At 57.1% G+C, this 23,974-nt stretch carries 18 protein-coding genes; 14 read left to right on the top strand and 4 right to left on the bottom strand.

Annotation, left to right across the window (positions count from 1 at the left end):
• The first annotated feature begins 46 nt into the window (after positions 1 to 46).
• The 9 genes from FJD38_RS19235 (at position 47) to FJD38_RS19275 (ending at position 11,601) form a co-directional block, all read left to right on the top strand.
• Positions 47 to 637, top strand: a complete 591-nt coding sequence (locus FJD38_RS19235; RefSeq protein WP_146386940.1) for a TerD family protein — start codon at positions 47 to 49, stop codon at positions 635 to 637.
• Positions 634 to 1,860, top strand: a complete 1,227-nt coding sequence (locus FJD38_RS19240; RefSeq protein WP_146386942.1) for a TerD family protein — start codon at positions 634 to 636, stop codon at positions 1,858 to 1,860. The genes FJD38_RS19235 and FJD38_RS19240 overlap by 4 nt, the downstream gene beginning before the upstream one ends.
• 66 nt (positions 1,861 to 1,926) lie before the next feature.
• A complete protein-coding gene (locus FJD38_RS19245; RefSeq protein WP_122783766.1) occupies positions 1,927 to 2,376 on the top strand; it encodes a tellurite resistance TerB family protein in 450 nt (149 codons plus the stop codon).
• 7 nt (positions 2,377 to 2,383) lie between these two features.
• A complete protein-coding gene (locus tag FJD38_RS19250; RefSeq protein WP_146386944.1) occupies positions 2,384 to 3,433 on the top strand; it encodes a TerC/Alx family metal homeostasis membrane protein in 1,050 nt (349 codons plus the stop codon).
• 33 nt (positions 3,434 to 3,466) lie between these two features.
• On the top strand, positions 3,467 to 4,042 hold the full coding sequence (locus FJD38_RS19255; protein ID WP_122783764.1) for a TerD family protein: 576 nt from the start codon (positions 3,467 to 3,469) through the stop codon (positions 4,040 to 4,042).
• A gap of 39 nt (positions 4,043 to 4,081) precedes the next feature.
• A complete protein-coding gene (locus tag FJD38_RS19260) occupies positions 4,082 to 4,660 on the top strand; it encodes a TerD family protein (protein ID WP_122783763.1) in 579 nt (192 codons plus the stop codon).
• A gap of 202 nt (positions 4,661 to 4,862) precedes the next feature.
• Complete coding sequence (locus tag FJD38_RS19265) at positions 4,863 to 9,578, top strand: AAA domain-containing protein (RefSeq protein ID WP_146386946.1); 4,716 nt, start codon at positions 4,863 to 4,865, stop codon at positions 9,576 to 9,578.
• A 338-nt stretch (positions 9,579 to 9,916) separates the two neighbouring features.
• Entirely contained in the window at positions 9,917 to 10,435 is a 519-nt protein-coding gene (locus FJD38_RS19270) for an Hcp family type VI secretion system effector (protein WP_122783761.1), read from the top strand.
• Between the two features lie 443 nt (positions 10,436 to 10,878).
• Complete coding sequence (locus FJD38_RS19275; RefSeq protein WP_244302768.1) at positions 10,879 to 11,601, top strand: hypothetical protein; 723 nt, start codon at positions 10,879 to 10,881, stop codon at positions 11,599 to 11,601.
• An 82-nt stretch (positions 11,602 to 11,683) separates the two neighbouring features.
• Here the strand turns inward: FJD38_RS19275 and FJD38_RS19280 are convergent, their stop codons facing one another.
• Complete coding sequence (locus FJD38_RS19280; protein ID WP_158637866.1) at positions 11,684 to 14,857, bottom strand: S8 family serine peptidase; 3,174 nt, start codon at positions 14,855 to 14,857, stop codon at positions 11,684 to 11,686.
• A 274-nt stretch (positions 14,858 to 15,131) separates the two neighbouring features.
• Between FJD38_RS19280 and FJD38_RS19285 the strand changes: the two genes are divergently transcribed.
• The 4 genes from FJD38_RS19285 (at position 15,132) to garD (ending at position 20,163) form a co-directional block, all read left to right on the top strand.
• Positions 15,132 to 15,878, top strand: coding sequence for a FadR/GntR family transcriptional regulator (locus FJD38_RS19285; RefSeq protein WP_122783758.1), 747 nt, complete (start codon positions 15,132 to 15,134; stop codon positions 15,876 to 15,878).
• Between the two features lie 304 nt (positions 15,879 to 16,182).
• Entirely contained in the window at positions 16,183 to 17,094 is a 912-nt protein-coding gene (gene kdgD, locus FJD38_RS19290; RefSeq protein ID WP_122783757.1) for a 5-dehydro-4-deoxyglucarate dehydratase, read from the top strand.
• Between the two features lie 148 nt (positions 17,095 to 17,242).
• Positions 17,243 to 18,598, top strand: coding sequence for an MFS transporter (locus FJD38_RS19295; RefSeq protein WP_122783756.1), 1,356 nt, complete (start codon positions 17,243 to 17,245; stop codon positions 18,596 to 18,598).
• Positions 18,599 to 18,609: 11 nt separating this feature from the next.
• Positions 18,610 to 20,163, top strand: coding sequence for a galactarate dehydratase (garD, locus tag FJD38_RS19300; RefSeq protein ID WP_122783755.1), 1,554 nt, complete (start codon positions 18,610 to 18,612; stop codon positions 20,161 to 20,163).
• A gap of 159 nt (positions 20,164 to 20,322) precedes the next feature.
• Here the strand turns inward: garD and FJD38_RS19305 are convergent, their stop codons facing one another.
• From FJD38_RS19305 to FJD38_RS19315, 3 genes are all read right to left on the bottom strand, one after another.
• The gene (locus FJD38_RS19305; protein ID WP_146386950.1) at positions 20,323 to 20,724 is read right to left on the bottom strand and encodes an ExbD/TolR family protein; all 402 of its coding nucleotides are present in this window, start codon (positions 20,722 to 20,724) and stop codon (positions 20,323 to 20,325) included.
• Position 20,725: 1 nt separating this feature from the next.
• Positions 20,726 to 21,451, bottom strand: coding sequence for a MotA/TolQ/ExbB proton channel family protein (locus FJD38_RS19310; RefSeq protein WP_122783753.1), 726 nt, complete (start codon positions 21,449 to 21,451; stop codon positions 20,726 to 20,728).
• 84 nt (positions 21,452 to 21,535) lie between these two features.
• Entirely contained in the window at positions 21,536 to 22,348 is an 813-nt protein-coding gene (locus FJD38_RS19315) for an energy transducer TonB (protein ID WP_146386952.1), read from the bottom strand.
• A 353-nt stretch (positions 22,349 to 22,701) separates the two neighbouring features.
• On the opposite strand from FJD38_RS19315, the gene FJD38_RS24600 reads away from it, so the two are divergent.
• The gene (locus FJD38_RS24600) at positions 22,702 to 23,961 is read left to right on the top strand and encodes a hypothetical protein (RefSeq protein ID WP_167654289.1); all 1,260 of its coding nucleotides are present in this window, start codon (positions 22,702 to 22,704) and stop codon (positions 23,959 to 23,961) included.
• Positions 23,962 to 23,974 lie beyond the last annotated feature (13 nt).

Below are 23,974 nucleotides of genomic sequence, written 5' to 3' on the forward strand. Positions count from 1 at the left end.
TCAGCAACACCCTAAATGTGCATCAGTGCAGACAAGGAGACGCTACATGGCCATTTCGCTGTCCAAGAACCAAACCATTTCCCTTGAGAAAGAAGCCGGCACCGGCCTCAAAAAAATCCGCATGGGCCTGGGCTGGGACCCGGTCAAGCCGAGCGGCTTCTTTGCCAAGTTGCTGAACAGTGACACTGCCATTGACCTGGACGCTTCCTGCATCTTGCTAGACAGCAGCAAACAACCCGTGGATCTGGTCTGGTTCCGCCAGCTCAAATCCAGCGACGGTTCCATCGTTCACTCCGGCGACAACCGCACGGGCGAGGGTGATGGTGACGATGAGTCGATCCTGGTCAACCTTGAGCAATTGCCGGCCGGGGTCAAGCATCTAGTGTTTACCGTCAACTCGTTCACCGGGCAAAATTTTGAAGCAGTAGAAAATGCCTACTGCCGAATTGTTGATGAGCTGACGGGCAAAGAGCTGGCACGTTTCAACCTGTCTGATAAAGGTCGTCATACTGGCGTGGTCATGGCCTACCTGAGCCGCACATCGGCAGGCTGGGACCTGACCGCAGTGGGCTCCGTTGCCAACGGCCGTACCGCCCAGGACTTGAGCAGCGAAGCTGCCCAGGCGGTGCGTGCATGACCACTCTGACCCCTGGCGCCAACACGGCCGTCACCTCAGGCACTCTGAGCGTCACCATCAGCTACACGCCCGTGCCAGGCGCTGACCTGGACGTCTCGGCGTTTTTGCTCAATGAGTCGGGCAAGGTACGTGGCGATAACGACATGTGTTTCTTTGGTCAGCAAAGCGTCAACAATGGCGCGGTCAAGCTGGCAGAGTCGGCCGCTGGTCGCAGCGTGTTCAGCGTCAATCTGGACGCCCTTGACCCGGCCATCGATAAAGTCGCACTGACCGCGACCATTTACGAAAATAAAGCCAAGTTCGCCGCCTTCCCGCAGCTGAACGTGTCGGTGACCGGTGGCATTGAAGCGCCGATTCCGACAGAAGGCATGCAAGAAACCGCGCTGATTCTGGGCGAGTTCTACCGCCGTCAGGGTGCCTGGAAGTTCCGCTGCGTGGCACAAGGCTTCGCGGGTGGTCTGGCACCTTTGGCCCAGCACTTTGGTGTTGAGATCGCCGCACCAGCACCAGCACCAGCACCAGCACCAGCACCAGCACCCGCCGCGGCGCCAGCGCCAGCGCCAGCGCCCGTGCCTACGCCGCCACCTGCGGCACCTGCACCCAAGATCAACCTGTCGAAAATTACCCTCGACAAACAGCGCCCTACCATCAGCCTCGACAAAAAAGACGGCGATTTTGGCGAGATCAAAATCAACCTTAACTGGAACCGTACATCGCCAAGCGGCGGTGGTGGCTTCTTCGCTTCGTTGCGCGGTAAGTCTGGCGGTATCGACCTGGACGTCGGCTGTCTCTACGAAATGGAAAACGGCCGTAAAGGCGCTGTTCAAGCCTTGGGCAATGCCTTTGGCGATTTCCGTGACGAGCCGTTTATCCAGTTGATGGGCGATGACCGCACGGGCTCAGTCAGCGACGGCGAGTGGTTACGTATCAATGGTAAGGAGTGGCGCAAGATGCGCCGCGTGCTGGTGTACGCGTTCATCTACGAAGGTGCACCCAACTGGCAGGCCACTGATGGTGTGATCACCTTGTACATCCCGGGTGAGCCTCCGATTGAGGTGCGTCTGAGCGAAGAGGGTGGCACCAAGGGTATGTGCGCTATTGCCCTGCTCGAAAATATCGGCGGCAGCGTGAAGGTCAACCGCAAGGTCGAATTCTTCAAGGGCCATTCCGATATGGACAAAGCCTACAACTGGGGCATGCGCTGGTCAGCGGGCTCCAAATGAGCGTTTTGTAAGTGGCCGCCTGCCGAGGCAGGCGCCGATCCCGCAATTTCTGACAAGGTGAACCCAATGCTCGAATGGCTGAAAACCAATGCAACGGCTGCCCGCGACAAGCTTTCGACGGAAGTCAGCAAGTTCAAGAATCGCGAGTTCATGGAAGCGGTGGTCAGCGGCTGCGCACTGGTGGCTGCGGCTGACGGCTCTATCAGCAGCGAAGAAAAACAGAAGATGGTCGGGTTTATTCAAAACTCGAATGAGTTGAAAGCCTTTGACGTCAAAGACGTTATCAAGTCCTTCAATGCCGTCTGTGAGAAATTTGAGTTTGATCAGCAGATCGGTCGTGCAGAAGCTCTGAAGTCGATCGGTCAGCTACGTAAAAAAGAAGATGCGGCGCGTCTGCTGGTGCGTGTTTGCTGCGCAATCGGTAGCGCTGACGGCAACTTTGATGAAAGTGAGCGGGCTGCTTGCCGCACCATCTGTAATGAGCTGGGGCTGAACCCTGGCGATTTTGATCTCTGAGGACATCATGGAAAACACGGTAAATACGGCAATTGGCTTTCCGCCAATGACCATCGCTGTATTTGTGGCGCTGGCGGTGATTGCCTTGGCAATCGACCTGTTCACCCACAAAAGCGATAAACCGGTCACTTTGGCCAATGCGGCCATCTGGTCGATCTTTTGGGTACTGATCTCGCTCGCGTTTGCGGGTTACCTGTATTACGCCCACGGCCCAAGCGTGGCGAGCCTGTTCGTTACGGGTTATGCACTGGAAAAAGTGCTCAGCGTCGACAACTTGTTCGTATTTATGGCGATTTTCGCCTGGTTCAAGATTCCCGATTCGCTGCGTCATCGCGTGCTGTACTGGGGCATCATCGGCGCCATCGTCTTCCGCTTGATCTTTGTTGCCATCGGTACTGGCCTGTTGGCGTTTGGCCCTTGGGTCGAAGTGCTGTTTGCGGTAGTCGTGGCCTGGACCGCAGTGATGATGCTGCGCAGTAAGGAAGAAGACGAAGAAGAGGACTATTCGCAGCACATTGCCTACCGTTTCGCGAAGAAGCTGTTCCCGGTATGGCCAAAGCTGCATGGTCATAATTTCTTTGTTTCACGCACAGAGCTTGAAAAAGAGATCACCAAGCCTCAGAACAAGGGAATGACCCTTGTAGGCAAGGGTGCGTTGTTCGCGACCCCGCTGTTTTTGTGTGTGGTGGTGGTCGAGGTCTCGGACATTCTGTTCGCCTTCGACTCCGTACCGGCCGTGATTGCAGTCAGCCGTGAACCTCTGATCGTTTACTCGGCCATGATGTTCGCCATTTTGGGCTTGCGGACCATGTACTTTGTGCTTGAAGCCCTGAAGCGCTACCTGGTTCACCTGGAAAAATCGGTCATCGCGCTGTTGTTCTTTATCGCCGGCAAGCTGGCCCTGAACGCAACCGATCACCTGTTTGGCCACGGTTATGAAATTGATCCAAACACCAGTCTGATAATCGTGCTGGTGGTATTGGCCATAGGTATCGTGGCCAGCATCATCTTTCCTGGTAAAGATGAAGAACCTGCTAAAAACGACACGAATGCTTGATCGCAGATTACTAAGGACTTAGGAGAACTACACATGGCACTTTCCCTTTCCAAAGGCGGCAACCTGTCCCTGACCAAAGAAGCTCCAGGGATGACTAAAGTACTTGTGGGTCTGGGCTGGGATGCCCGTTCCACCGACGGTCAGGACTTTGACCTGGATGCGAGCGCTTTCCTGCTCAAGGCTGACGGTAAAGTTCGCGCAGACTCCGACTTCATTTTCTACAACCAGCTCAAAAGCACCGACGGTTCGGTTGAGCACACCGGCGACAACCGTACCGGTGAAGGCGACGGCGATGACGAGGCGATCAAGATCGACCTGTCCAAAGTGCCTGCTGATGTCGACAAAATCGCCATCACCGTGACCATCCATGAAGCTGACGCCCGCCGTCAGAACTTCGGTCAGGTGCGTAACGCATTTATCCGTCTGGTCAACCAGGACAACAACAACGAAGTTGTTCGTTATGACCTTGCAGAAGACGCGAGCACTGAAACCGCGATGATTTTTGCCGAGCTGTATCGCAACGGCTCCGAGTGGAAATTCCGCGCTGTAGGCCAAGGCTTCAACGGTGGTCTCAAGCCGTTGGCTGAAAGCTTCGGTCTGAAGTTTTAATCCGTACCCATTCATCTTTTTATATAAGGGTTTACGAACATGGCAGTAAGTCTGAGCAAAGGCGGTAACGTCTCCCTGACCAAAGAAGCGCCGGGCCTGACCGACGTGATTGTCGGTCTGGGCTGGGATCCTCGTGTGACTGACGGCCAGGAATTCGACCTGGACGCCTCGGTATTTATCGTGGGTGAGAACGGCAAAGTGCTGAACGATGGCAGCTTCGTGTTCTACAACAACAAGACGTCTCCGGACGGTCACGTTGTGCACCAAGGCGATAACCGTTCGGGCGCTGGCGAAGGCGATGACGAGCAGATCAATGTCAACTTGGCAGGTCTGGGGCAAGACGCTAAAAAACTGGCGTTCGCCGTGACCATTCACGACGCTGAAGGCCGTAAACAAAGCTTCGGCCAAGTGTCGAATGCTTACATCCGCGTTGTGAATAAAACGGATAACAAAGAACTGGCGCGCTTTGACCTGAGCGAAGACGCTTCGACCGAGACCGCGATGGTGTTCGGCGAACTGTATCGCAACGGCGAAGAGTGGAAGTTCAAGGCAATCGGTCAAGGCTTTGCAGGCGGTCTGGCACCGTTGGCATCGAACTTTGGCGTTAACCTGGGCTAACCCTCGGCGTTAATCGAAAGGCCCTTCCCGGTTTCGGGGAGGGCCTTTTTTTGTGGGCGCGGATAATCAATTCAAGGCGATAAGGTGTCTGAATCCCTTGTGAACCGCTGTATCGTGTTGGTCATTGTAAGAATTTTCGCTTTTACTCGGTGCTTCTGGACTTTCCTGGAGTATCCCATCACCTAAGTGGTTCAGCTCACACATGGATACAGTACGTGCCCGTCTCGCCGGTCTGATTGAATTTGTAAAACAGACCGCTCTGATGCAAAAGCGGCCTGCGCTAACCGTCAACCAACACAGTGCATTCAGTGCCAGCGAAGAAAAACTGCGAGCGTTGCCCGGTGTTAGCCTGGACGTGCAAACCGGCGAAGAAGATGAAGTCTGGCTGCGGCTGGAGCGCTTGCACGAGATCAAACCGCCTGCACCGCTCAGCCCGTTGTTGGGCTTGTGGTTAGACCTCAAAAGCACACCGCAAACCGAGCCAGTCCTTAAACTGCAGGTGGCTCGCGAGCTGCTGTTGGGCTGCGGTGCACTCAGCGATGCCGAGTTGGCCCGTCTCACGCCAGATGCTTTGCAGTTGGACGAAGAAGTCCTGCTGGATGAATGGGTCAGTCTGGAGGATTGCCTGGATGCGGGCGAGATCAAGGTCCAGTTCAAATCCTACTGCCAAACGGCATGGCGACGGTGGGCGGCTGAAGAAAAGCAGCGACGCAAAAGCATTGAGCTGTATGCCGAGCTGTTTTTACTAGTGCAGCAGATGCAGGGCAATCTGGGAGATGCACAACTGGAGCTGGTCTGGGGGCTGGGTGTTTCGACGTGGGAGCATCCCCAGATTGGTGTCATCCATTACCCTTTGATCAGTCAGTTGGTGGAGCTGGCCATTAATCCGGACAGCATGGCGATTGAAGTGCGCCCGCGGGCGGCTGAGCCGCGTCTGGAAGTGGACGCTTATGTGGCGGCGGACATTGCCGGTGTTGGGCCCTTGGCAACATTGGCCAAGGATTTTTTCAAGCAGGAGACGGCGGGTCTCAGCCCGTTTAGCCCCTCAAGCTATGAACCCGTGATTCGCTCCGCCTCAACCTTGCTCGATGCTCAAGGGCAGTTTATGCCGGCGACGAATGCCGCGCAGGATCGCTCAGTTCCCAAAGCTGCAGAGCACCTGTGCGTCACCGACACTTGGTGCCTGTTCGCCCGTGCGCGCGACAGCAATATGTTTATCGAAGACCTGAGTCGATTTGAGGGTGAAATTGAGGGGCTCGAAGTGCTGCCGGGAGCCTTGCAGGCCGTTCTGACTGAACCGTCTTCTGTGCTTGAAGACGTGGATTTGCCTCCGTTTCGTGGTTTGTCCTACGTCAGTGGTTCACAACGTGCAGAGGCACCGGCCGCGAAGGTTCTTGAGCTGTATTTCCCCAAGCCTTACAACGACGAGCAGGTGCAGATCATCCAGCTGCTGCAAGTGCACGATGGGGTCGTGGTACAAGGCCCGCCAGGTACAGGCAAGACTCACACCATTGCTAACGTCATCAGCCACTATCTGGCCAACGGTAAGCGTGTGCTGGTGACATCGATGAAAGACCCGGCTTTGGCCGTGTTGCAGGAAAAGCTTCCCGAAGCTATTCGTCCACTGGCGATCAGTTTGCTGAGTAGCGAAGCGGACGGCATGAAGCAGTTTGAGTTCGCCATTCAAAAGATTTCGGCCGAAGTGCAGCGCATTGATCGGGCGCTGTATAAGCGAGAAATCGATCAAATTGATGACGAAATAAACACCCTCCACGGTCAGATGGCCAGTGTCGATCGCGAGATTACCCACTGGGCTGAGCGCAACCTGTCAGACCTTGAAATCGACGGCGAGCGGCTTAGCCCCACACATGCGGCGTTACAGGTCGCAGCGGCACACGCCGAGGTCAGCGCTTTTGGCGATCAAATCGGGATCGGTGACGCGCATCGGCCGCGCTTCAATTTGCAAGACATCGTCGTGCTGCGCGAAGCCCGTCTTGAACTGAAGGATTCGCTGGCCTATCTGGGCCAAAAATTACCGAAGCTGGCTGATTTTCCAGACGCTCAGACGCTGATTCAGGTGCATCAAGATCTGGCTCAGGAAAGCCAGTTGCAGCTCAAGGAGAGCACCGGCGAGGTGCCTCGTCTGTTGGACAATAGCCCGCAGACGCTTGAGCAGGCACATGCACTGGTTGAGCATCTAGAGCATTTGCAAGCATTGCGCACGCAAATCAGTACAACCTCGCACAGTTGGGTTGCGCCGATGCAGGCCTGGCTAATGCGCGTCGGTAACGGCGATGTGCTGGCGCTTTTCGACGGCCTCAAAGCTGAAATCGCAGAGGCATTGGCGGGGCGTAAGGTCTTTGTCGCCCGCCCGGTGAGTTTATCGTTCGAGCTGCACGCGCAACCCGAAGTGTTAACGGCCATCGACAACTTGGCTGAAGGGAAACGCCCGTTCGGGTTGTCCGGATTGATCGGAAAGGGTGCACAAAAACAGCTGCTGGACGTCATCGAGATACTGGGCAGCAAACCGCAAAGCGAACAAGACTGGCAGCACGTGCAAGCCTTTGTGCGCTGGCAGCAACACAGCCGTACGTTGTTGCTGCGCTGGAATGCACTGGCCGCAGAAATGCCGCTGCCGATGTTGGCCGCGGACACTGAGCAACTGATGGCGGCGGCGCGGGCTGTCGAACAATTTGATGCCCTAGTGCTGACAGAGCAGAGCGAAAACCGTGCCTGCCTCGAACTGAAACACGTGCTCCCAGAGTGGGCTGACGTGAGTCGGTTGCGCATCGATGAGGCTGTATTGGGCCAAGCGCAAACTATCCTGCGCCATTACTTGATGCGCCATCGTTTGGCGGCCACATGGGTCATCAAAGAAACCTTCAACAAAGCCTTGGCCGGTTGTGGTGGCGAGATCAGTTCACGCCTGCAAGGGTTTTTGGATCTGACTCTGGGCCAGCCGCAGGTAGACACCGCCGAGCTGCAAGCGCAGTGGTCCTCGCTGATGGACGAGTTGCGTCGGGTACTGGCATTGGCCGATGCGCTCGACACCGTGCAACGGGTCACGGAACTGATCGCACACAGTGGCGGTATGATTTGGGCCGCCCGCTTGCGCGAAGAACCCAATACAGATCCCGTAGACGGGTTGCTCCCGGACAACTGTCTGGACGTCTGGCGCCTTTGCCGGCTGGCGAACTACCTCGATAGCATTGATGGACGCGAGGATCTCAAGCGTCTGTTTAGCGTTCGAAGCGAACTGGAACTGAGTCTGTCGCGCCTGTACCAGGACGCGGTGGTTAAGCGCACGTGGTTGCGTCTTTCTGAAAACGCCACGCCGAGTGTCAGGGCGGCCCTTGAACTGTATCGCACGGCGATTCGAAAAATTGGCAAAGGCACTGGGGTACGGGCGGGCCGTTATCGACAGGATGCACGGTTGGCCGCCGATGTGGCGATTTCGGCGATACCCTGCTGGATCATGCCGCACTACCGCATTTGCGAAAGCTTGCCGGCACAGTACGGCGCGTTCGACCTGGTGATCATCGACGAAGCGTCGCAGTCTGATCTGACGGCCCTGCCGGCGTTGTTGCGGGCTAAAAAAGTGCTGGTGGTAGGCGATGACAAACAAGTCTCGCCGGACGGCATCGGCATGGAAGAGGAGCGCGTGCAAAACATGATGACGCGCTTTCTGGGCAATCAGGTAGGGCTGTACCGGCCTTTGATGTCCCCCGAGCGCTCGCTGTATGACCTGTTCAAAGTGGTCTTTGCTAAAAGCGGCACCATGCTGCGCGAGCATTTCCGCTGTGTGGCGCCGATCATCGAATACTCCAAGCGCGAGTTCTACAACCACGAACTCAAGCCGCTGCGCTTGCCCAAAATGACCGAACGGCTTGACCCGCCTCTGGTCGACTTGCTGGTGATGGACGGGGTGAAAAAAGGCAAATTAAACCTCGGTGAAGCCCAGGTGATCGTCGAGGAAATTCGCCGCCTGATTGCCATGCCACACATCGCGGGCCGCAGCATCGGCGTTGTCTCGTTATTGGGGGCGGAGCAAGCGCAAAAAGTCATGCAAATGCTGACCAAAGAATTGGGTGAAGAAGTCATCAGTCAGTTCCAGATCAGTTGCGGCGATGCACGCACTTTTCAGGGCAAGGAACGCGACATCATGTTTCTATCGATGGTGGCTTCGCCGGGCGATTGCTTTGCCAACAGCCGCGACTCGATTGCCCAGCGATTCAACGTAGCGGCGTCGCGAGCGCGGGACCGCATGTATCTGGTGCGCAGCGTCGAACTGACCGACCTCAGTGCGGCGGACAGCCTGCGCAGAGGCTTGATTGAACACTTCGAAACCCCCTTCACTCAGGACGCGGAACAGGTCAGCGATCTGCGGGAACTGTGCGAGTCCGGCTTTGAACACGAGATGTACGACGAACTGACCCGTCGGGGTTATCGAGTGATTCCGCAGGTGGGTGTGGGCGCTTATCGCATCGACATGGTGGTCGAGGGCGATAACGATAGCCGTCTGGCGATCGAGTGCGACGGCGACCGTTTCCACGGGCCTGACCGCTGGGACAGTGACATGCGTCGCCAGCGTATTCTGGAACGCGCGGGCTGGCGTTTTTGGCGTTGCTTTGCATCGGCATTCACTCTTGATCGTGCGCGGATCATGGAAGACTTGATGGCCACCTTGAAGGCGATGAATATCGAGCCCGCCAGTGGCGCCGGGGCAGCGCCGAGCATTCATGTGGAGCGCCGCAGGGTGTACGGGTTTCCCCGTGCAGGTGAGTTGAATGAGGAGCACCAGGTGCGGCCTTACGATAATCGTCCCGCCAAGGACCCTTTTTTGATTTGGGTGCCGGAGCCGCTGCCATCCTTGAACGATGAGCGTGAACACGTGGATGTGTCACTTCAGACAAGTTGAATCAGACACGCCCCATCGTTTGAAGTCCGGTTAACCGTGACCCCCTTTAAGTGCGCAAAAAGTTGCGCACTTAAAGGGGGTTTTTCTGTGGGTAAAGGGCTGAACGCTATATGGGAAAAGGGCTGTAGCTGAATGCGCAAGAAGTTGCGCAATACTGCGCAACTTCTTGCGCACTTTTATCCAATTAAGTAATGGGTTGATACAAATAAAGAGGTCTATCCGTGTGCAGGCTTTGATTTATAAGGGCAGCTAACAACTTGGCATAAGTCTTGGAATGGTTGATGTTGCCCCATGTGTAATGACACATGGGTGTACCTCAATTCTTTAAGGAGAAATTCATGGCTACGCCAGCGTATATGTCCGTCACCGGTGAAAAACAGGGTTTGATCACCTCAGGCGCCTTCACCGCAGACTCAGTGGGTAATACTTATCAGGAAGGCCATGAAGACCAGGTCATGGTTCAAGGTTTCTCCCACGAAGTCATCATTCCGCGCGATCCTCAATCGGGTCAGCCAACCGGGCAGCGGGTTCACAAGCCCGTGTGCATCACCAAGGTTTTCGACAAGGCTTCGCCGCTGCTGCTGCAAGCATTGACGTCCGGTGAGCGTATGACTGAAGTCGTTATTCAGTGGTTTCGGACCTCTGCTTCGGGCACCCAGGAGCATTACTACACCACCAAACTTGAAGACGCGATTATCGTTGATATCAAGGACTACATGCATAACTGCCAAGACCCTGCCAATTCGCACTTCACTCACTTGGAAGATGTGCATTTTACCTACCGCAAAATCACGTGGACTCACGAAATCAGTGGCACTTCCGGTTTTGACGACTGGCGTGCTCCGGTTTCCAGTTAAGTCTGGATAGCCCTGTGCAACATCGGCCCGCGCAAGCGGGTCGATGGCTGGTATTCGGAATACAGGAATCATGACAAATGAGCCCGATTAAGAAAACTGTTGTTCAACGCGCAGGAGATGTCGAATATTTCCCCTCAGGTCGCCAATCTTATTTAGCCCCCTTGCCTTTACCAACCAGTGAGCATCCCTTCTGTCCCTATATCAGTGGATATGACGATATTCACTTGGATTTCGGAGGTGGGCAGCCGAAAGTTTTTCCGTATCAATTTAACTTGGGAGTGCCATTTACATTTTCCTGTCTCGTAGCTTTTGGAGTACCTCTTTTAGGTGGGCTTTTGATGTTGATGTTAGGTGATACCTTTCAGGACGGGTGGGAATCTGCTAAAGGGATTTTCTTGGTGTCTGGACATTACGCATTCATAGCTTGGTTTTTTTTCTCAACCATGTTTTTCCTCATCTGGCTTTACCACCACAACCTCTTCACAAAAGTTATCCCCACCCGTTTCAACCGTCAGCGCCGCGAAGTGTGTTTTATGCCCGATGGCGCTACTGAACCCTTATTCGTCCCCTGGGAATCTCTCTCCGCATGGGTCGTGCAAGCACAAGGCGCCACCCAATATGGCGTCATCCGCCAATACGGCATGGGCATGGGGTTTGAGCACGAGGGTGAGTTAGTCCGGGTTGAATTCCAATGCGGCAGTGTGCAGTTGGCAATTTCCAACTGGGAGGCTGTTCGCGGCTATATGGAATATGAACTCCACGACCTCTCTACCCTTCAAGATCCCCTCGGGCTGCAAGAGCCCGGCGACCCGCCCCACGAAGGCCTTCACACCTTCCGCAATGCCCGCGCCGGTTTGCATCGGCGCTTGCGCGATAAGGAAGTGGGCCGGATCTACGCTTTCTTTTGGTACGTCTACCACGTGATGACGCTGTGGACGCTGCCCAACCATTTGGTGGAGTGGGAAATAAAACGCATCGCCAAAGTCGGCCGCCGGGCGTTGCCGCCCGCCATGCAAGCATGGTCCGAGCCGTTGCCGCCCGAACAATGGGCCAAGCCCAGCAGCGAACTGTTGCGACTGAGCGCCAAGGTCAAAGCCCTGATCAAACGCTACCCGCGCAAGCCTATTACCGAGGTCTATGCCGAGGTGTATCGCAGTGAGCGGTAAGGCTTCACTACGGCACTGAGGTATGGGCTTGCCCGCAACAACGCTCTGCGCTAGCGCAGGCAAACCCGCTGTGAAACTTTGCTTAAAACTCGAACTGATACTGCGCGTTAACGCTCTGTTCCCGGGATCGGTTGCCGCGCTGGTTGGTAATGCTCAGGCTCAAGGCGCTGTCACGGGTGAGGCGTGCCACTGCGCCTGCATTCATGTTCACCACTGAGCGGTTCAAAGGCGCTCCGGCAATGCGCATGCTGCCGGCGCCTTGCCATGAAGCATCCACTGTCGGGCTCAAGTCGCCACTGGCGCGGGTGTACGCAACACCGCCGTTGAGGCTGAGCCACGACGGGCCCATGGACGTCTTGCCCATGTCGAGACTGAGGCGTACACCGCCTGTGTTCAGGTTAACGGCCTGGCTGGCTGGTTTGCCCTTCAGGGCACTGATACCTGCGGTCTCGCTGAAGCCAGCGCTACGCGTGCTGACATGTGCAAATTGCAGGTAGGGCTGCACGTCCCATGGGCCAAGCTCCCAGCGGTAATTGCCTTCGGTAAAGAGTTGTCGTGTGTGATTCACGTACCGGGTGGACAGGCTGTCATCAATATCGCTGAAGCTCACCCGACGCTTGGTCTGAATCGGGTTCCGGGCGTAGGCGACCCCGCCATACAGGCCGAACGCGCCCCACGTGTGACCCGCATGCACGCCTATCTGGTAGGTGTCGATCGTGGCTTTGCCTGCATTCGCACTGGTCACGCTGCCTTCTGTGCTCGCCAGCACTACGCCTGCACGCGTGCCGTGTTCGAAGTCATGGTCTGCACCGATCATCACGCCTTTGCGCGAATGGCTGATACGTGCAGCGTTGCCGTCACCGTCGAGCCGACCGTTACTGTGGATCGACTGCACCCATACGGCTTGACCCGCAGAGCCAGGCGGTCGCGAGGTGTTGTCCCCCGCGCTCCGTGCCCGCTGCAAGGCAGCTTCGCGTATGACGCGGCTGTCTTCGATCATCACCGACTGAATGCCGGGGTGCAGGTCGCCGCTTAATTGATCCAGCGCGCGGGTGGCTTCATTCGGGAAGAGCGAGGTCAGGCGCTGCGCCAGGGTGTGCGATATGTCCAGCCCGTCGGCTGCGTGCGCCGTGGCGCGTTGGTTGGCGTTAGTGGCCGCCGCAACCAGTGGCAGGCCTCGACCCACGTCAAACCCTAATGTGTGAGCCTCACGGGTCTGGGTAAAACTCAGAAATGGTGAGAACTGCCGATGGTCTATCGAGGTGAATTGACCGTTGATGCCAGCATCTGCTTGCAATACGCCGTAGTGCTTACCGAGCGCAAAGGCGTCGGGCAGGTGTGTCAGGCGTAATGTCCCGCCCTCAATGTGTGCCAAACCGCGCACTTGTAGCGAGATTGCCGCCGGGTTAAGGGCAGGGCTCAGTATCAGGGTTGACCCTTCGAGCTGGCGATACTCGCCGTTGATCGTCAGCGGACGCTGTTCACTGCCGGGCACAATAGTGCCTTGAACGTGGGTATCGGAGAGCTGGCCATCGCCACTGAGCACGCCGGCCACGCTGACTCGAGTCAGCCCCTGCTGCTGCCTGCCATTGATCTGTGCGATACCCCCTTTTACGTTCAGATCGGTGTCCTGCAAGGTGCCGTTAAGGCGCAGTAACCCACCTTGAATCGTCACATCGCTAGTAAGGCGGTTGTTTCCGTCCAGCTCCAAAAGGCCGGAGTAAAGAGTGGCACCGGCAAAACTGTTGTCACCGCTGAGCCTGAGCCAACCTTCACCGGCTTTGCTCAGGCGTCCGGGACCACTGATGTTGTTGCGCCAATCGTCCCAGGCGTGCCCTTGCCAAACCACGGCGCCGCCCGCACGGCGATCCATCACCACGGTGGTATCGACGCGTATTTGGCCGGGACCGTCGATGGCTTTTTTCAGGTCTATCAAACCCCAGCCATAGACATCATCGACGCCAGGTTCGCCCAAGTCCTGCGCGGTGGTCAGTAACACGTCACGGATTTGCGGGTTGTCGAGGTAAGGGAATCGTTCTATTAGTAACCCCAGCGCGCCGGTGACATGCGGCGCTGCCATAGAGGTTCCCGTATAGGTGTCGTAATCAAAGTCCAAGCGCTCATCTATTACCTTGAATCCTTCCACCTCATCATTTTTGTCGTAAATGTTTTCGACCTTGATCTGGCTATCGACGACAGTAGAAGTGATGCGGGTACCTGGCGCAGCCACGCACCACTCTTTGCTGTAGCCGCAACGGAATGAGCTGGGATCAAGCGTCAGGTTTTGATTCAGATTGACCACGGTTAGCCAGTAAGGCTCCAGTTCGGGCATGGCGCGCGGCAACGAAGCCAACGCGTCAGCGAAGGGCGCCGTCTCAGGCGTCTGATTTCTTCTCTGGGAGTTGCCCGCGGCCCAAACTTGTAACAAACCACCGCCCAAAGACATGTTGCCCAACACCGTGCCGACAGATGAACGCTGCACGTGCAAAGCGGCATCCAGTTGCTCAACAGTGTCGAGCTTTTCAGGAATGCCCCAGCTGTGGTTAATGACACGCACGTTCTGTTCTTGCATTTGCTGATACGCATTTGCGTAAGCCTCGTTACTCGCGTTAACCGTCACGGTTCGATCAAGTGAGTAGGGCGCATCGTTATAGATGTGACTGAAAAGTCGGAGCGGGCTCAAGTTTGCTCCGTAAGCCACGCCGTGCATGCCATTGCCGTCGCGGTTGGCCAGCATGGTGCCCGCCACATGGGTGCCATGAGGGTCGTAAGACGCTCCCAGCATGCCTTTGTATCGATCGAACTCCAGGTTGGACAGGGTTCCGTTTGCGACCATGTCTTGCAACATGGCCAACGTTTTTGGGGGCAAATCGTTGTATTCAATACTGGCCCGATCGCCTTCGGAATAGAAGCAACCGGGCTGGGTGGCGCCAGGCATGGTTTCTCTTTCGCAGCCTTCATCTGCCAAGCGAATCGGACGATGATCTTTTTCGCCAAACTCACTGTGACGCAGGTCAGTCCCTGAATCAGCAAGGCTCAGGCGAACACCATCGCCGCTTAATCCTCGGGCATAGGCTGCATCCGCCCCGATGGCCGCTAACCCCCAATTTGATGTGAACTCATCGCTGCGCCAAGTGGCCGTGTCGTGCAGACGCCCTTGCTCGGAATACGCCAGCGCGTTCGACGCAAAGGCCCACAAACCTGCCACCAGGCTCAAGGTAAAGGGTGTCTGGGGAGGGATTTTCAAATTCGGCATCTGTAACGCTCCGTTGGGATAATGTCCTCTGAAGAGCGTGGGGAAGTTGCAACAGAATGCGTATCGGACGCAGTTGGATAGCGCGGCAGACGCCTCTGGTTCCTTTGTAAGGGAATACATTTTTTCCTACGTTTACTGCCGTGAACGAGGCTAGGGACGTAGCGGGGAGGGCTGCTGGGCGGGTCTGATCGTCGTACGTGATCGTACAACCGCCTTGAGCTATCATGTGTGCACGTTTCACCCCCGATGCCTCTGAATTCGAGAAAGATTCACCATGGAAAACCCAAACGACGTACCGCGCCTTCCTCGCAAACGCCGCAGCCTCGCGCAGGAATTGGTGACGGTACTGTCCGATCAGATTCGCGACGGTTTGCTCAAGCGTGGCGATAAGCTGCCCACCGAGTCCGCGATCATGGAAGCGCATGGCGTTAGCCGAACGGTGGTGCGCGAAGCAATATCCCGGCTGCAGGCAGCCGGGCAGGTCGAAACCCGGCACGGCATCGGCACGTTTGTGCTGGACACGCCGAGCCCGAGTGGCTTTCGCATTGACCCTGCCACCATTGTCACTTTGCGCGATGTGCTGGCGATTCTTGAGTTGCGCATCAGCCTCGAAGTGGAGTCAGCGGGCTTGGCCGCACAACGTCGCAGCCCTGAGCAACTGGCGGCGATGCGTGCCGCACTCGATGCCTTGAACGAAAGTACCGCCCGCGACGGTGATGCAGTGGCTTCGGATTTTCAGTTCCATTTGCAGATTGCGCTGTCGACGGGCAACCGTTACTTCACAGACATCATGACCCACCTGGGCACCAGCATCATTCCACGCACGCGGCTTAATTCGGCGAGCCTGGCCCATGATGACCAGCAGCGTTACATGAATCGCCTGAGCCGTGAGCACGAAGAAATCTACACCGCGATTGCCCGTCAGGATTCCGATGCGGCACGTGCAGCCATGCGATTGCACTTGACCAACAGCCGCGAGCGTTTGCGTCACGCCCACGAAGAGGCTGAAGCGCGGGGGTGAGTCTGGCGCGTTTGAGCGGTCGGCCGGTCAAATACGTGTAGGCGCTGTCGATCGTTGCGAGGCTGCGATCGGAGGTAAAGCCGTCGTAAAGGCTGACGTACGATCTGTTTTCGAATTAAATTTTCTGCTTTGTTTCGCGATTGAAGCGCTCTAGATCAGGCTATCTATGGTTTTGGATGCGCCAATTTCGCGGCTATTGATAGAAATGGGATTGACGATTGTTTTTATAGTTGTACGATGACGTACGACACAGCCAAGCGCTGCTGGCTTTTTAATAACAACAAGCTCCCAGGGTGTTCGAATAATGAATCCACAAGAACTGAAGTCCATCCTCTCTTCCGGCCTGCTGTCTTTTCCGGTGACCGATTTCAATGCTCAGGGTGACTTTCACCGTGAGGGCTACATCAAGCGTCTGGAATGGCTGGCTCCATATGGTGCTTCGGCCTTGTTCGCAGCGGGCGGCACCGGTGAGTTTTTCTCCCTGGCGGCCAGCGAATATTCGCAAGTGATCAAAACTGCCGTCGACACCTGCGCCACCAGCGTGCCGATTCTTGCCGGTGTCGGTGGCTCGACCCGTCAAGCCATCGAGTACGCTCAAGAAGCCGAGCGCCTGGGGGCCAAAGGTCTGCTGCTGCTGCCGCACTACTTGACCGAAGCCAGCCAGGACGGCGTTGCCGCCCACGTTGAGGCGGTATGCAAGTCAGTCAAAATCGGTGTGATCGTTTACAACCGTAACGTGTGCCGCCTCACCGCGCCGTTGCTGGAACGTCTGGCTGAGCGCTGCCCTAACCTGATCGGTTACAAAGATGGCCTGGGCGATATTGAGTTGATGGTTTCGATTCGCCGCCGTCTTGGCGACCGTTTCAGCTACCTGGGCGGCTTGCCGACTGCAGAAGTTTACGCAGCTGCCTACAAGGCGCTGGGCGTGCCGGTGTACTCCTCGGCCGTGTTCAACTTCATCCCGAAAACCGCGATGGACTTCTACCACGCCGTGGCCCGCGAAGATCACGCCACCGTGGGCAAAATCATCGACGACTTCTTCCTGCCGTATCTGGATATCCGCAACCGCAAAGCCGGTTACGCGGTGAGCATCGTCAAGGCTGGCGCGACTATTGCCGGTTACAGTGCCGGGCCTGTGCGTACGCCACTGACCGACTTGTTACCAGAAGAATACGAAGCACTGGCCGCCTTGATCGACAAGCAGGGTCCGCAGTAAGCAATCATCAAAGCCGCTGAGAAATCAGCGGCTTTTTGCGTAAAGGAATACGTTTGCCAGCTGCACCACCGTAAGCCACACCCGCAAGTCCGCCACACCCAAAGAGATTCACCCGCGTATAAAAATAATCAGTGGGAGTAGTTTTTACATGCAAGCGACCAAGCCTACGCATGTCCGTTATTTGATCTTGCTCATGTTGTTTCTGGTGACCACGATCAATTACGCCGACCGTGCCACCATCGCCATCGCAGGCTCCAGCCTGCAAAAAGACTTGGGCATTGACGCCGTCACCCTGGGTTATATCTTCTCCGCCTTTGGCTGGGCCTATGTGGCCGGGCAAATCCCCGGCGGCTGGTTGCTCGACCGGTTTGGCTCGAAAAAAGTCTACGCGTTGAGCATTTTCACCTGGTCACTGTTCACCGTGTTGCAAGGCTTTGTCGGCGAGTTCGGCATGTCCACTGCCGTGGTAGCGCTGTTTATGTTGCGCTTTCTGGTGGGGCTGGCCGAAGCGCCATCCTTTCCTGGTAATGCCCGCATTGTCGCCGCGTGGTTCCCGACCGCAGAGCGCGGCACCGCGTCCGCCATTTTCAACTCGGCGCAGTACTTTGCCACTGTACTGTTCGCGCCCCTGATGGGCTGGATCGTCTACTCCTTCGGTTGGGAACATGTGTTTATCGTGATGGGGATGTTCGGCATCGTCTTCTCGGGTATCTGGTTGAAAGTTATCTACAGCCCGCGTGAACACCCACGTATCAACGAGGCCGAGTTCAAGCATATTGCGGAAAACGGCGGCATGGTCGACATGGACCAGAAAGGCAAAAAAGCTGACGGTCCAAAGTGGGATTACATACGCCAACTGCTGACCAATCGCATGATGCTGGGCGTTTATCTGGGCCAGTACTGCATCAACGGCATCACCTATTTCTTCCTGACCTGGTTCCCGGTGTATCTGGTGCAAGAGCGTGGCATGACCATTCTCAAAGCCGGCTTCATTGCCTCATTGCCGGCCATCTGCGGGTTTGTCGGCGGCGTACTGGGCGGGGTGATTTCCGATTACCTGCTGCGCAAAGGCCATTCGCTGACCTTCGCCCGCAAGGCGCCAATCATCGCTGGCCTGTTGGTGTCGAGCAGCATTGTGGCGTGCAACTACGTGGACATTGAGTGGATGGTCGTAGGTTTCATGGCCTTGGCGTTCTTCGGCAAAGGGGTTGGCGCGCTGGGTTGGGCGGTGGTGTCGGACACCTCGCCCAAGCAGATTGCCGGCCTGAGTGGTGGCTTGTTCAACATGTTTGGCAATATCGCTTCGATCACCACCCCGATTGTCATTGGTTACATCATCAGCGCAACCGGATCGTTCAAGTGGGCGCTGGTCTTCGTGGGCTGCAATGCATTGGTCGCCGTGTTCAGTTACCTGGTCATCGTCGGTCCGATCAAACGCGTAGTCCTCAAAGAACCACCGGCCAGCGGTCCAACAATCGTTGAGCTTTCACCTGCCCATAGTTAAGGAACGGCGCCATGACGTTGATTGAACATTCCGACTCACCGCGCTCGATCCGCTTGCACCCGCGCGACAACGTGGCCGTGGTAGTCAATGACCAAGGCGTGCCTGCCGGCACGGTGTTCGCCGATGGTCTGGTGACACTGGATTTCGTGCCCCAAAGCCACAAAGTCACCCTTGTGGACATCCCGCAAGGCGGCGAGGTTATTCGTTACGGCCAGACCATCGGCTACGCCTTGCAAGCCATTGAGCGAGGCCGTTGGGTCAATGAAGACCAACTGCGAATGCCCACTGCTCCGCCCCTGGACAGCCTGCCCATGGCCACCGAGGTGCCTGAGGCCGCGTCGCCGCTGGAGGGTTATACCTTCGAGGGGTTTCGCAATGCGGATGGCACCGTCGGTACGCGCAACATTCTGGGCATCACCACCACCGTTCAGTGCGTGACCGGGGTGCTCGATCACGCGGTCAAGCGCATCAAGGATGAACTGCTGCCGCGCTACCCCCACGTCGATGACGTAGTGGCGCTGACTCACAGTTATGGCTGTGGTGTCGCCATCACGGCGGCCGATGCTTACATCCCGATCCGTACAGTGCGCAATCTGGCGCGCAACCCCAATTTGGGGGGGGAAGCGCTGGTGATCGGTCTGGGCTGCGAAAAACTGCAGGCCGGGCAGGTCATGCACGAAAACGATCCCTCGGTGGATTTGAGCGACCCTTGGATGTACCGCTTGCAAGATTCCAGTCATGGATTTACCGAGATGATCGAGCAGATCATGGCGCTGGCTGAAGTGCGCTTGAAAAAACTCGACCAGCGCCGCCGCGAAACTGTGCCCGCATCCGAGCTGATTTTGGGCATGCAATGTGGTGGCAGCGATGCCTTTTCAGGTATCACCGCCAATCCGGCGCTCGGTTATGCCTCAGACTTGCTGCTGCGGGCGGGGGCTACGGTGATGTTCTCCGAAGTCACCGAAGTGCGCGATGCCATCTACTTGCTGACCTCGCGGGCAGAAACCCAGACCGTCGCCCAGGAACTGGTGCGTGAAATGGACTGGTACGACCGCTACCTGGCCAAGGGCGAAGCAGACCGCAGCGCCAATACCACACCGGGCAACAAGAAAGGCGGCTTGTCGAACATCGTTGAGAAGTCGTTGGGCTCCATCGTCAAATCCGGCAGCAGCGCAATCAACGGCGTGCTCGGCCCTGGTGAGCGGGTCACCCGCAAGGGCCTGATTTTTTGCGCAACGCCGGCCAGCGATTTCGTCTGTGGCACCTTGCAACTGGCGGCCGGGATGAACCTGCATGTGTTTACCACAGGCCGCGGTACGCCCTATGGGCTGGCGATGGCGCCAGTGGTGAAGGTCTCGACCCGTACCGAACTGGCGCGACGCTGGCCCGACTTGATCGACATCGATGCCGGACGTATTGCCACGGGACGGGCCTCAATCGAAGACCTCGGCTGGGAACTGTTCCATTACTACCTGGACGTGGCCAGCGGCAAAAAACACACCTGGGCCGAACAGCACAAACTGCACAATGACATAACCCTGTTCAACCCGGCGCCGATTACCTGAGTGGACCCAGGCCCGTAGCAGCTGCCGAAGGCTGCGTTCGATTGCGCAGCGATCGTAAAACTGAAAACTCGGTACAACCGACCTACCGAGCTTCCTGGATTTGCGACGACTGCGTCGTCGAACGCAGCCTTCGGCAGCTGCTACGTGAGAGAAGCCGTTTTACTTCGCCGTAATCACCGACAGTTTGGTGATGCCCGCCCGTTCAATCGAGGCCATGGCGCGGGCCACTTCGCCGTAGTTCACGCCGTTGTCTGCCTGTAGTTGCACACGCACTTCAGGGTCTTTGGCTTTGGCCGATTTAAGGTTGAACTCCAGCACGTCCGGCTGCACTTCGTCCTTGTTGATGAACACTTTGCCCGTGTCGTCGATGCTCACCACCAACGGGTCTTTTTGCTCCACCGGGGCTACCGATTCGGTCTTGGGCAGGTTGATCGGGATCGAGTTGGTCAGCAGGGGCGCAGTGACGATAAACACCACCAGCAGCACCAACATCACGTCAACGAGTGGCGTGACGTTGATTTCGCTCATCACTTCATCGCTGTCTTGCGTCGAGAAAGCCATATCAGGAAGCCTCTTTGACGTTTTGACCGGCGCCGGTGGTCGCAGGCTTGTTCAACACCGGGTGCAACAGCACGCGGAATGCATTCTTTTGCGCAAGGCTGTAGAAGTCGTGGGCGAAGTCATCCAGGTCAGCGGCGGTCAGTTTCAGACGGCGCAGAAAGTAGTTGTAAACCAGTACGGCAGGCACGGCGACGGCAATACCGACCCCCGTGGCCACCAGTGCCGCACCAATCGGCCCGGCCACGGTTTCGAGGCTGGCGGAACCTGCGGCACTGATGCCTTTAAGCGCCGACATGATGCCCCACACCGTGCCGAACAGGCCGATAAAAGGCGAGGTGCTGCCGATACTGGCCAGGATTGCCAGGCCAGTTTCCAGCGAGCGGCGTTCGCGCACGATTTGCTGACGCAGTGAGCGTTCGAGGCGGTCTTGATGGTTGATCGAGTGGCTCAAATCGGTGGCGTGAGTGCTTTCACCTACTTGTATGGCTGCATAGCCCGCTTGGGCGACGCGGGCTGCTGCACCGGGCGACTGGTTGGCGAGCTCGGCGGCCGAGTCCAGGCTGGTGGCCCCCCAGAATTGTTTAAGAAAGCGTTTGTCCTGACGTTTCAGGCGGTTGAACTGCACGCCCTTGAGCAGGGCCAAGCCCCACGTGGCGACGGAGAAAATAATCAGCAGCCAGATGACCGCATGTTCGATGGATTCAAAAGGGGACGCGATCAGGTTCATGGTGTGGCTCTCCAACAAGGCATTGAGTCGTGTGTAGCGATGCGCCTTTTGTCAGGTAGCCCGCAGGATTCGATAGGGGTGTAATCAGTTGATCTTGAAGTCGATGGGCACGCTCACCCAGCCGTCCTGGGCCACATCACCCTGTTTGGCCGGGACAAAACTCCAGCGTTTGACAGCGGCCAGTGCGGCGTCATCCAGCGGGGTGCGACCGCTGCTTTTCTGGATCTGGATTTCGCCCGGTTTGCCACTCGCCAGCACGTGTATACGCAGCAGTACCGTGCCCTCCCAGCCGCGACGCATGGCCAGCGACGGATATTCCGGCGCCGGGTTGTGTAAGTAGCCGGCGTTGGCGGAGGCAGGGGTCACCGGTTTGGGCGCAGCGGGAGCGGGGGGCGCGGGTGCAGCAACGGGCGGCGCGGGCGGCGCTGGAGGTTGCTTGACCGGTTTGGCCACGGGTTTGGCCACCGGCTTGATGACCGGCTTGGGCTTGGGCTTGGGTTTGGGTTTGGGAGTCGGTTTGGCGGCCAGTTCATCGACGACAGGCGGCGGTGGCTCCACGACTGGCTGTACCACAGGTTCAGGCGGCGGGGGCGGTGTTTCAATTACCGGCGCTGGCGCGGAAAACTCGATGGTCATCGGTGGCACTTCCGGCGGCACGATGGGCAACACGGTGGCCGGTGACTGGCTTACCCAATAAATCACCGCGCCGTGCAGTGCTATGGCAAACAGCCCCAGCAACACGGCCTCGCGACGGCTCAAAATCCGCTTGGGTGCGCTTTGCAGGCGTAACAGCGCCAGCGGTCCGCGATAGATCTGCCCCAGATCGACCAACTCGCCGATCGGTGCCTGGCGCCACAACGCCTGCGGCACAGCGCCTGCGGTTTGGACATTACCCATTGAATGACTCCACAGTGAAGGTCGTTTAATGGGTCAGAGCAATAAGTGTGCCCGCACCTGCTGTAGCCGCTGCCGCAGGCTGCGTCCGGCGGCGAAGCCGTCGTAAATTCAGCGACTTGAAGGGCTGCGTCGCGCGCGTCGGGGCAGGTTTTGCGATTGCTACGCAATCGGACGCAGCCTGCGGCAGCTGCTACGAATCAGCAGCATTGCTGCTGCGCTGTTGCTGGGCCAACACTTGCGCCGCCTCGATTAGCAGTGGTGTCTCAGGGAATGAGATGGCAATATGCTACCCCGTTTTGAGCACCCCCTCTTTTCCAACGCTCACTGCCGCCATTCTGACAAGGACTCGTTGGATGCTCGTTGCACTCGTCGTCTTGAACGCGATCTATCTGATTTGCAGCCTGTTGTTCAACGCAGAACTGTTGAATATGGCCGGGGCCGACATCCCTCTCAAACAACTCGAAGCACTGGAACTCTTCAGCCAACTGTTGGCCTCGACCAGTATGTGCTTGCTCGTTTGGCGCCTGTGCTACCACCGTTTCAAAGACAAAGGCCGGGTGTTGTGGGTCTGGCTGGCCGCCTCGACGCTGATCGTCACGCCTGCCACCTGGTGGTTCCAGGGCGCTGCGCCGGACTGGATTGCAGAGCAATTCCCAGGCGCGTTACGGGTCAGCAGCTTGTACGCCTACGTGACTAAAAAAGGGCTGCTTTACGACTCGCTGACTATTCAGGGGTTGCCCTATAAAGCGTACAAGGATCGGGGCGAGGGCAAAGCCTTTATCGCCAACCTTGGCGTGCTGATGAGCGTGCAGGGTTCTTATGTAGAACGTATCGACAGGAATTTTCAGGGTTTTGCCGCCGCCGTTTTTCGGGGCTATACCGTGCGAAATGGTGAGGCGTTGTACGAGCGCCTGACAGAAAACGCTGTCCCTTCGGCCGAGGACATCATACGGGCCTACGCAAAACTTGAAGGCCTGCGCGCCGCTGGGATAGGTGGCAACGACCACAAGCCGATCCCCTGGCCGCGTGCAGGGCGCGATCTGGGCTACACGCCGTCCCTTGACGAATACGCCCGCTCTATCCAGCCGGGTATCCGCAGTCGCGACGCGTTGATGGCCACCCCCGAAATTCGCCATATGGCCCAAACCACATTGGGCCCGCTGTATGTGAAGGGGATGAACCTGTTCGCCACCCGCGAGCAATTTCAGGGTTACCTGCCCGCCATTGCCGACAACATGGCCGTTGATGTCGCCCACACCGACATCAAGGGGCTGGAAGGCCTAAATGTGGTCAAAAACATGTGGTTCATCCCCTTTTCTTTATTGAGCGGCTTGTTCTTCGGCGCCATCAGTCTGGTGGTCTTGATCATCTCCAGTATTGAAGCCTTGAGACCGCTGCGTCGCCGTATCCGCTTTGTGCGACCCCTGGCTATAGCCGTGATTGTCGTTGTGCCGCTGGCGCTCAGCAACGGCATCGTCGACTCCGCGGGTTACCGCGATGCCTTCAGAAGTCAGGGGCGGCAACCGGTGTTGGTGGCTTCGGTATTCGACTGGGCCATGACCTCGCAAGCCATGCTTTACAACCTTACAAAACCTCTGCTGAGAGCGGAGTGATGCGACACACAAG

This window comes from Pseudomonas saxonica (assembly GCF_007858365.1).
In the GTDB taxonomy this organism is placed as follows: domain Bacteria; phylum Pseudomonadota; class Gammaproteobacteria; order Pseudomonadales; family Pseudomonadaceae; genus Aquipseudomonas; species Aquipseudomonas saxonica.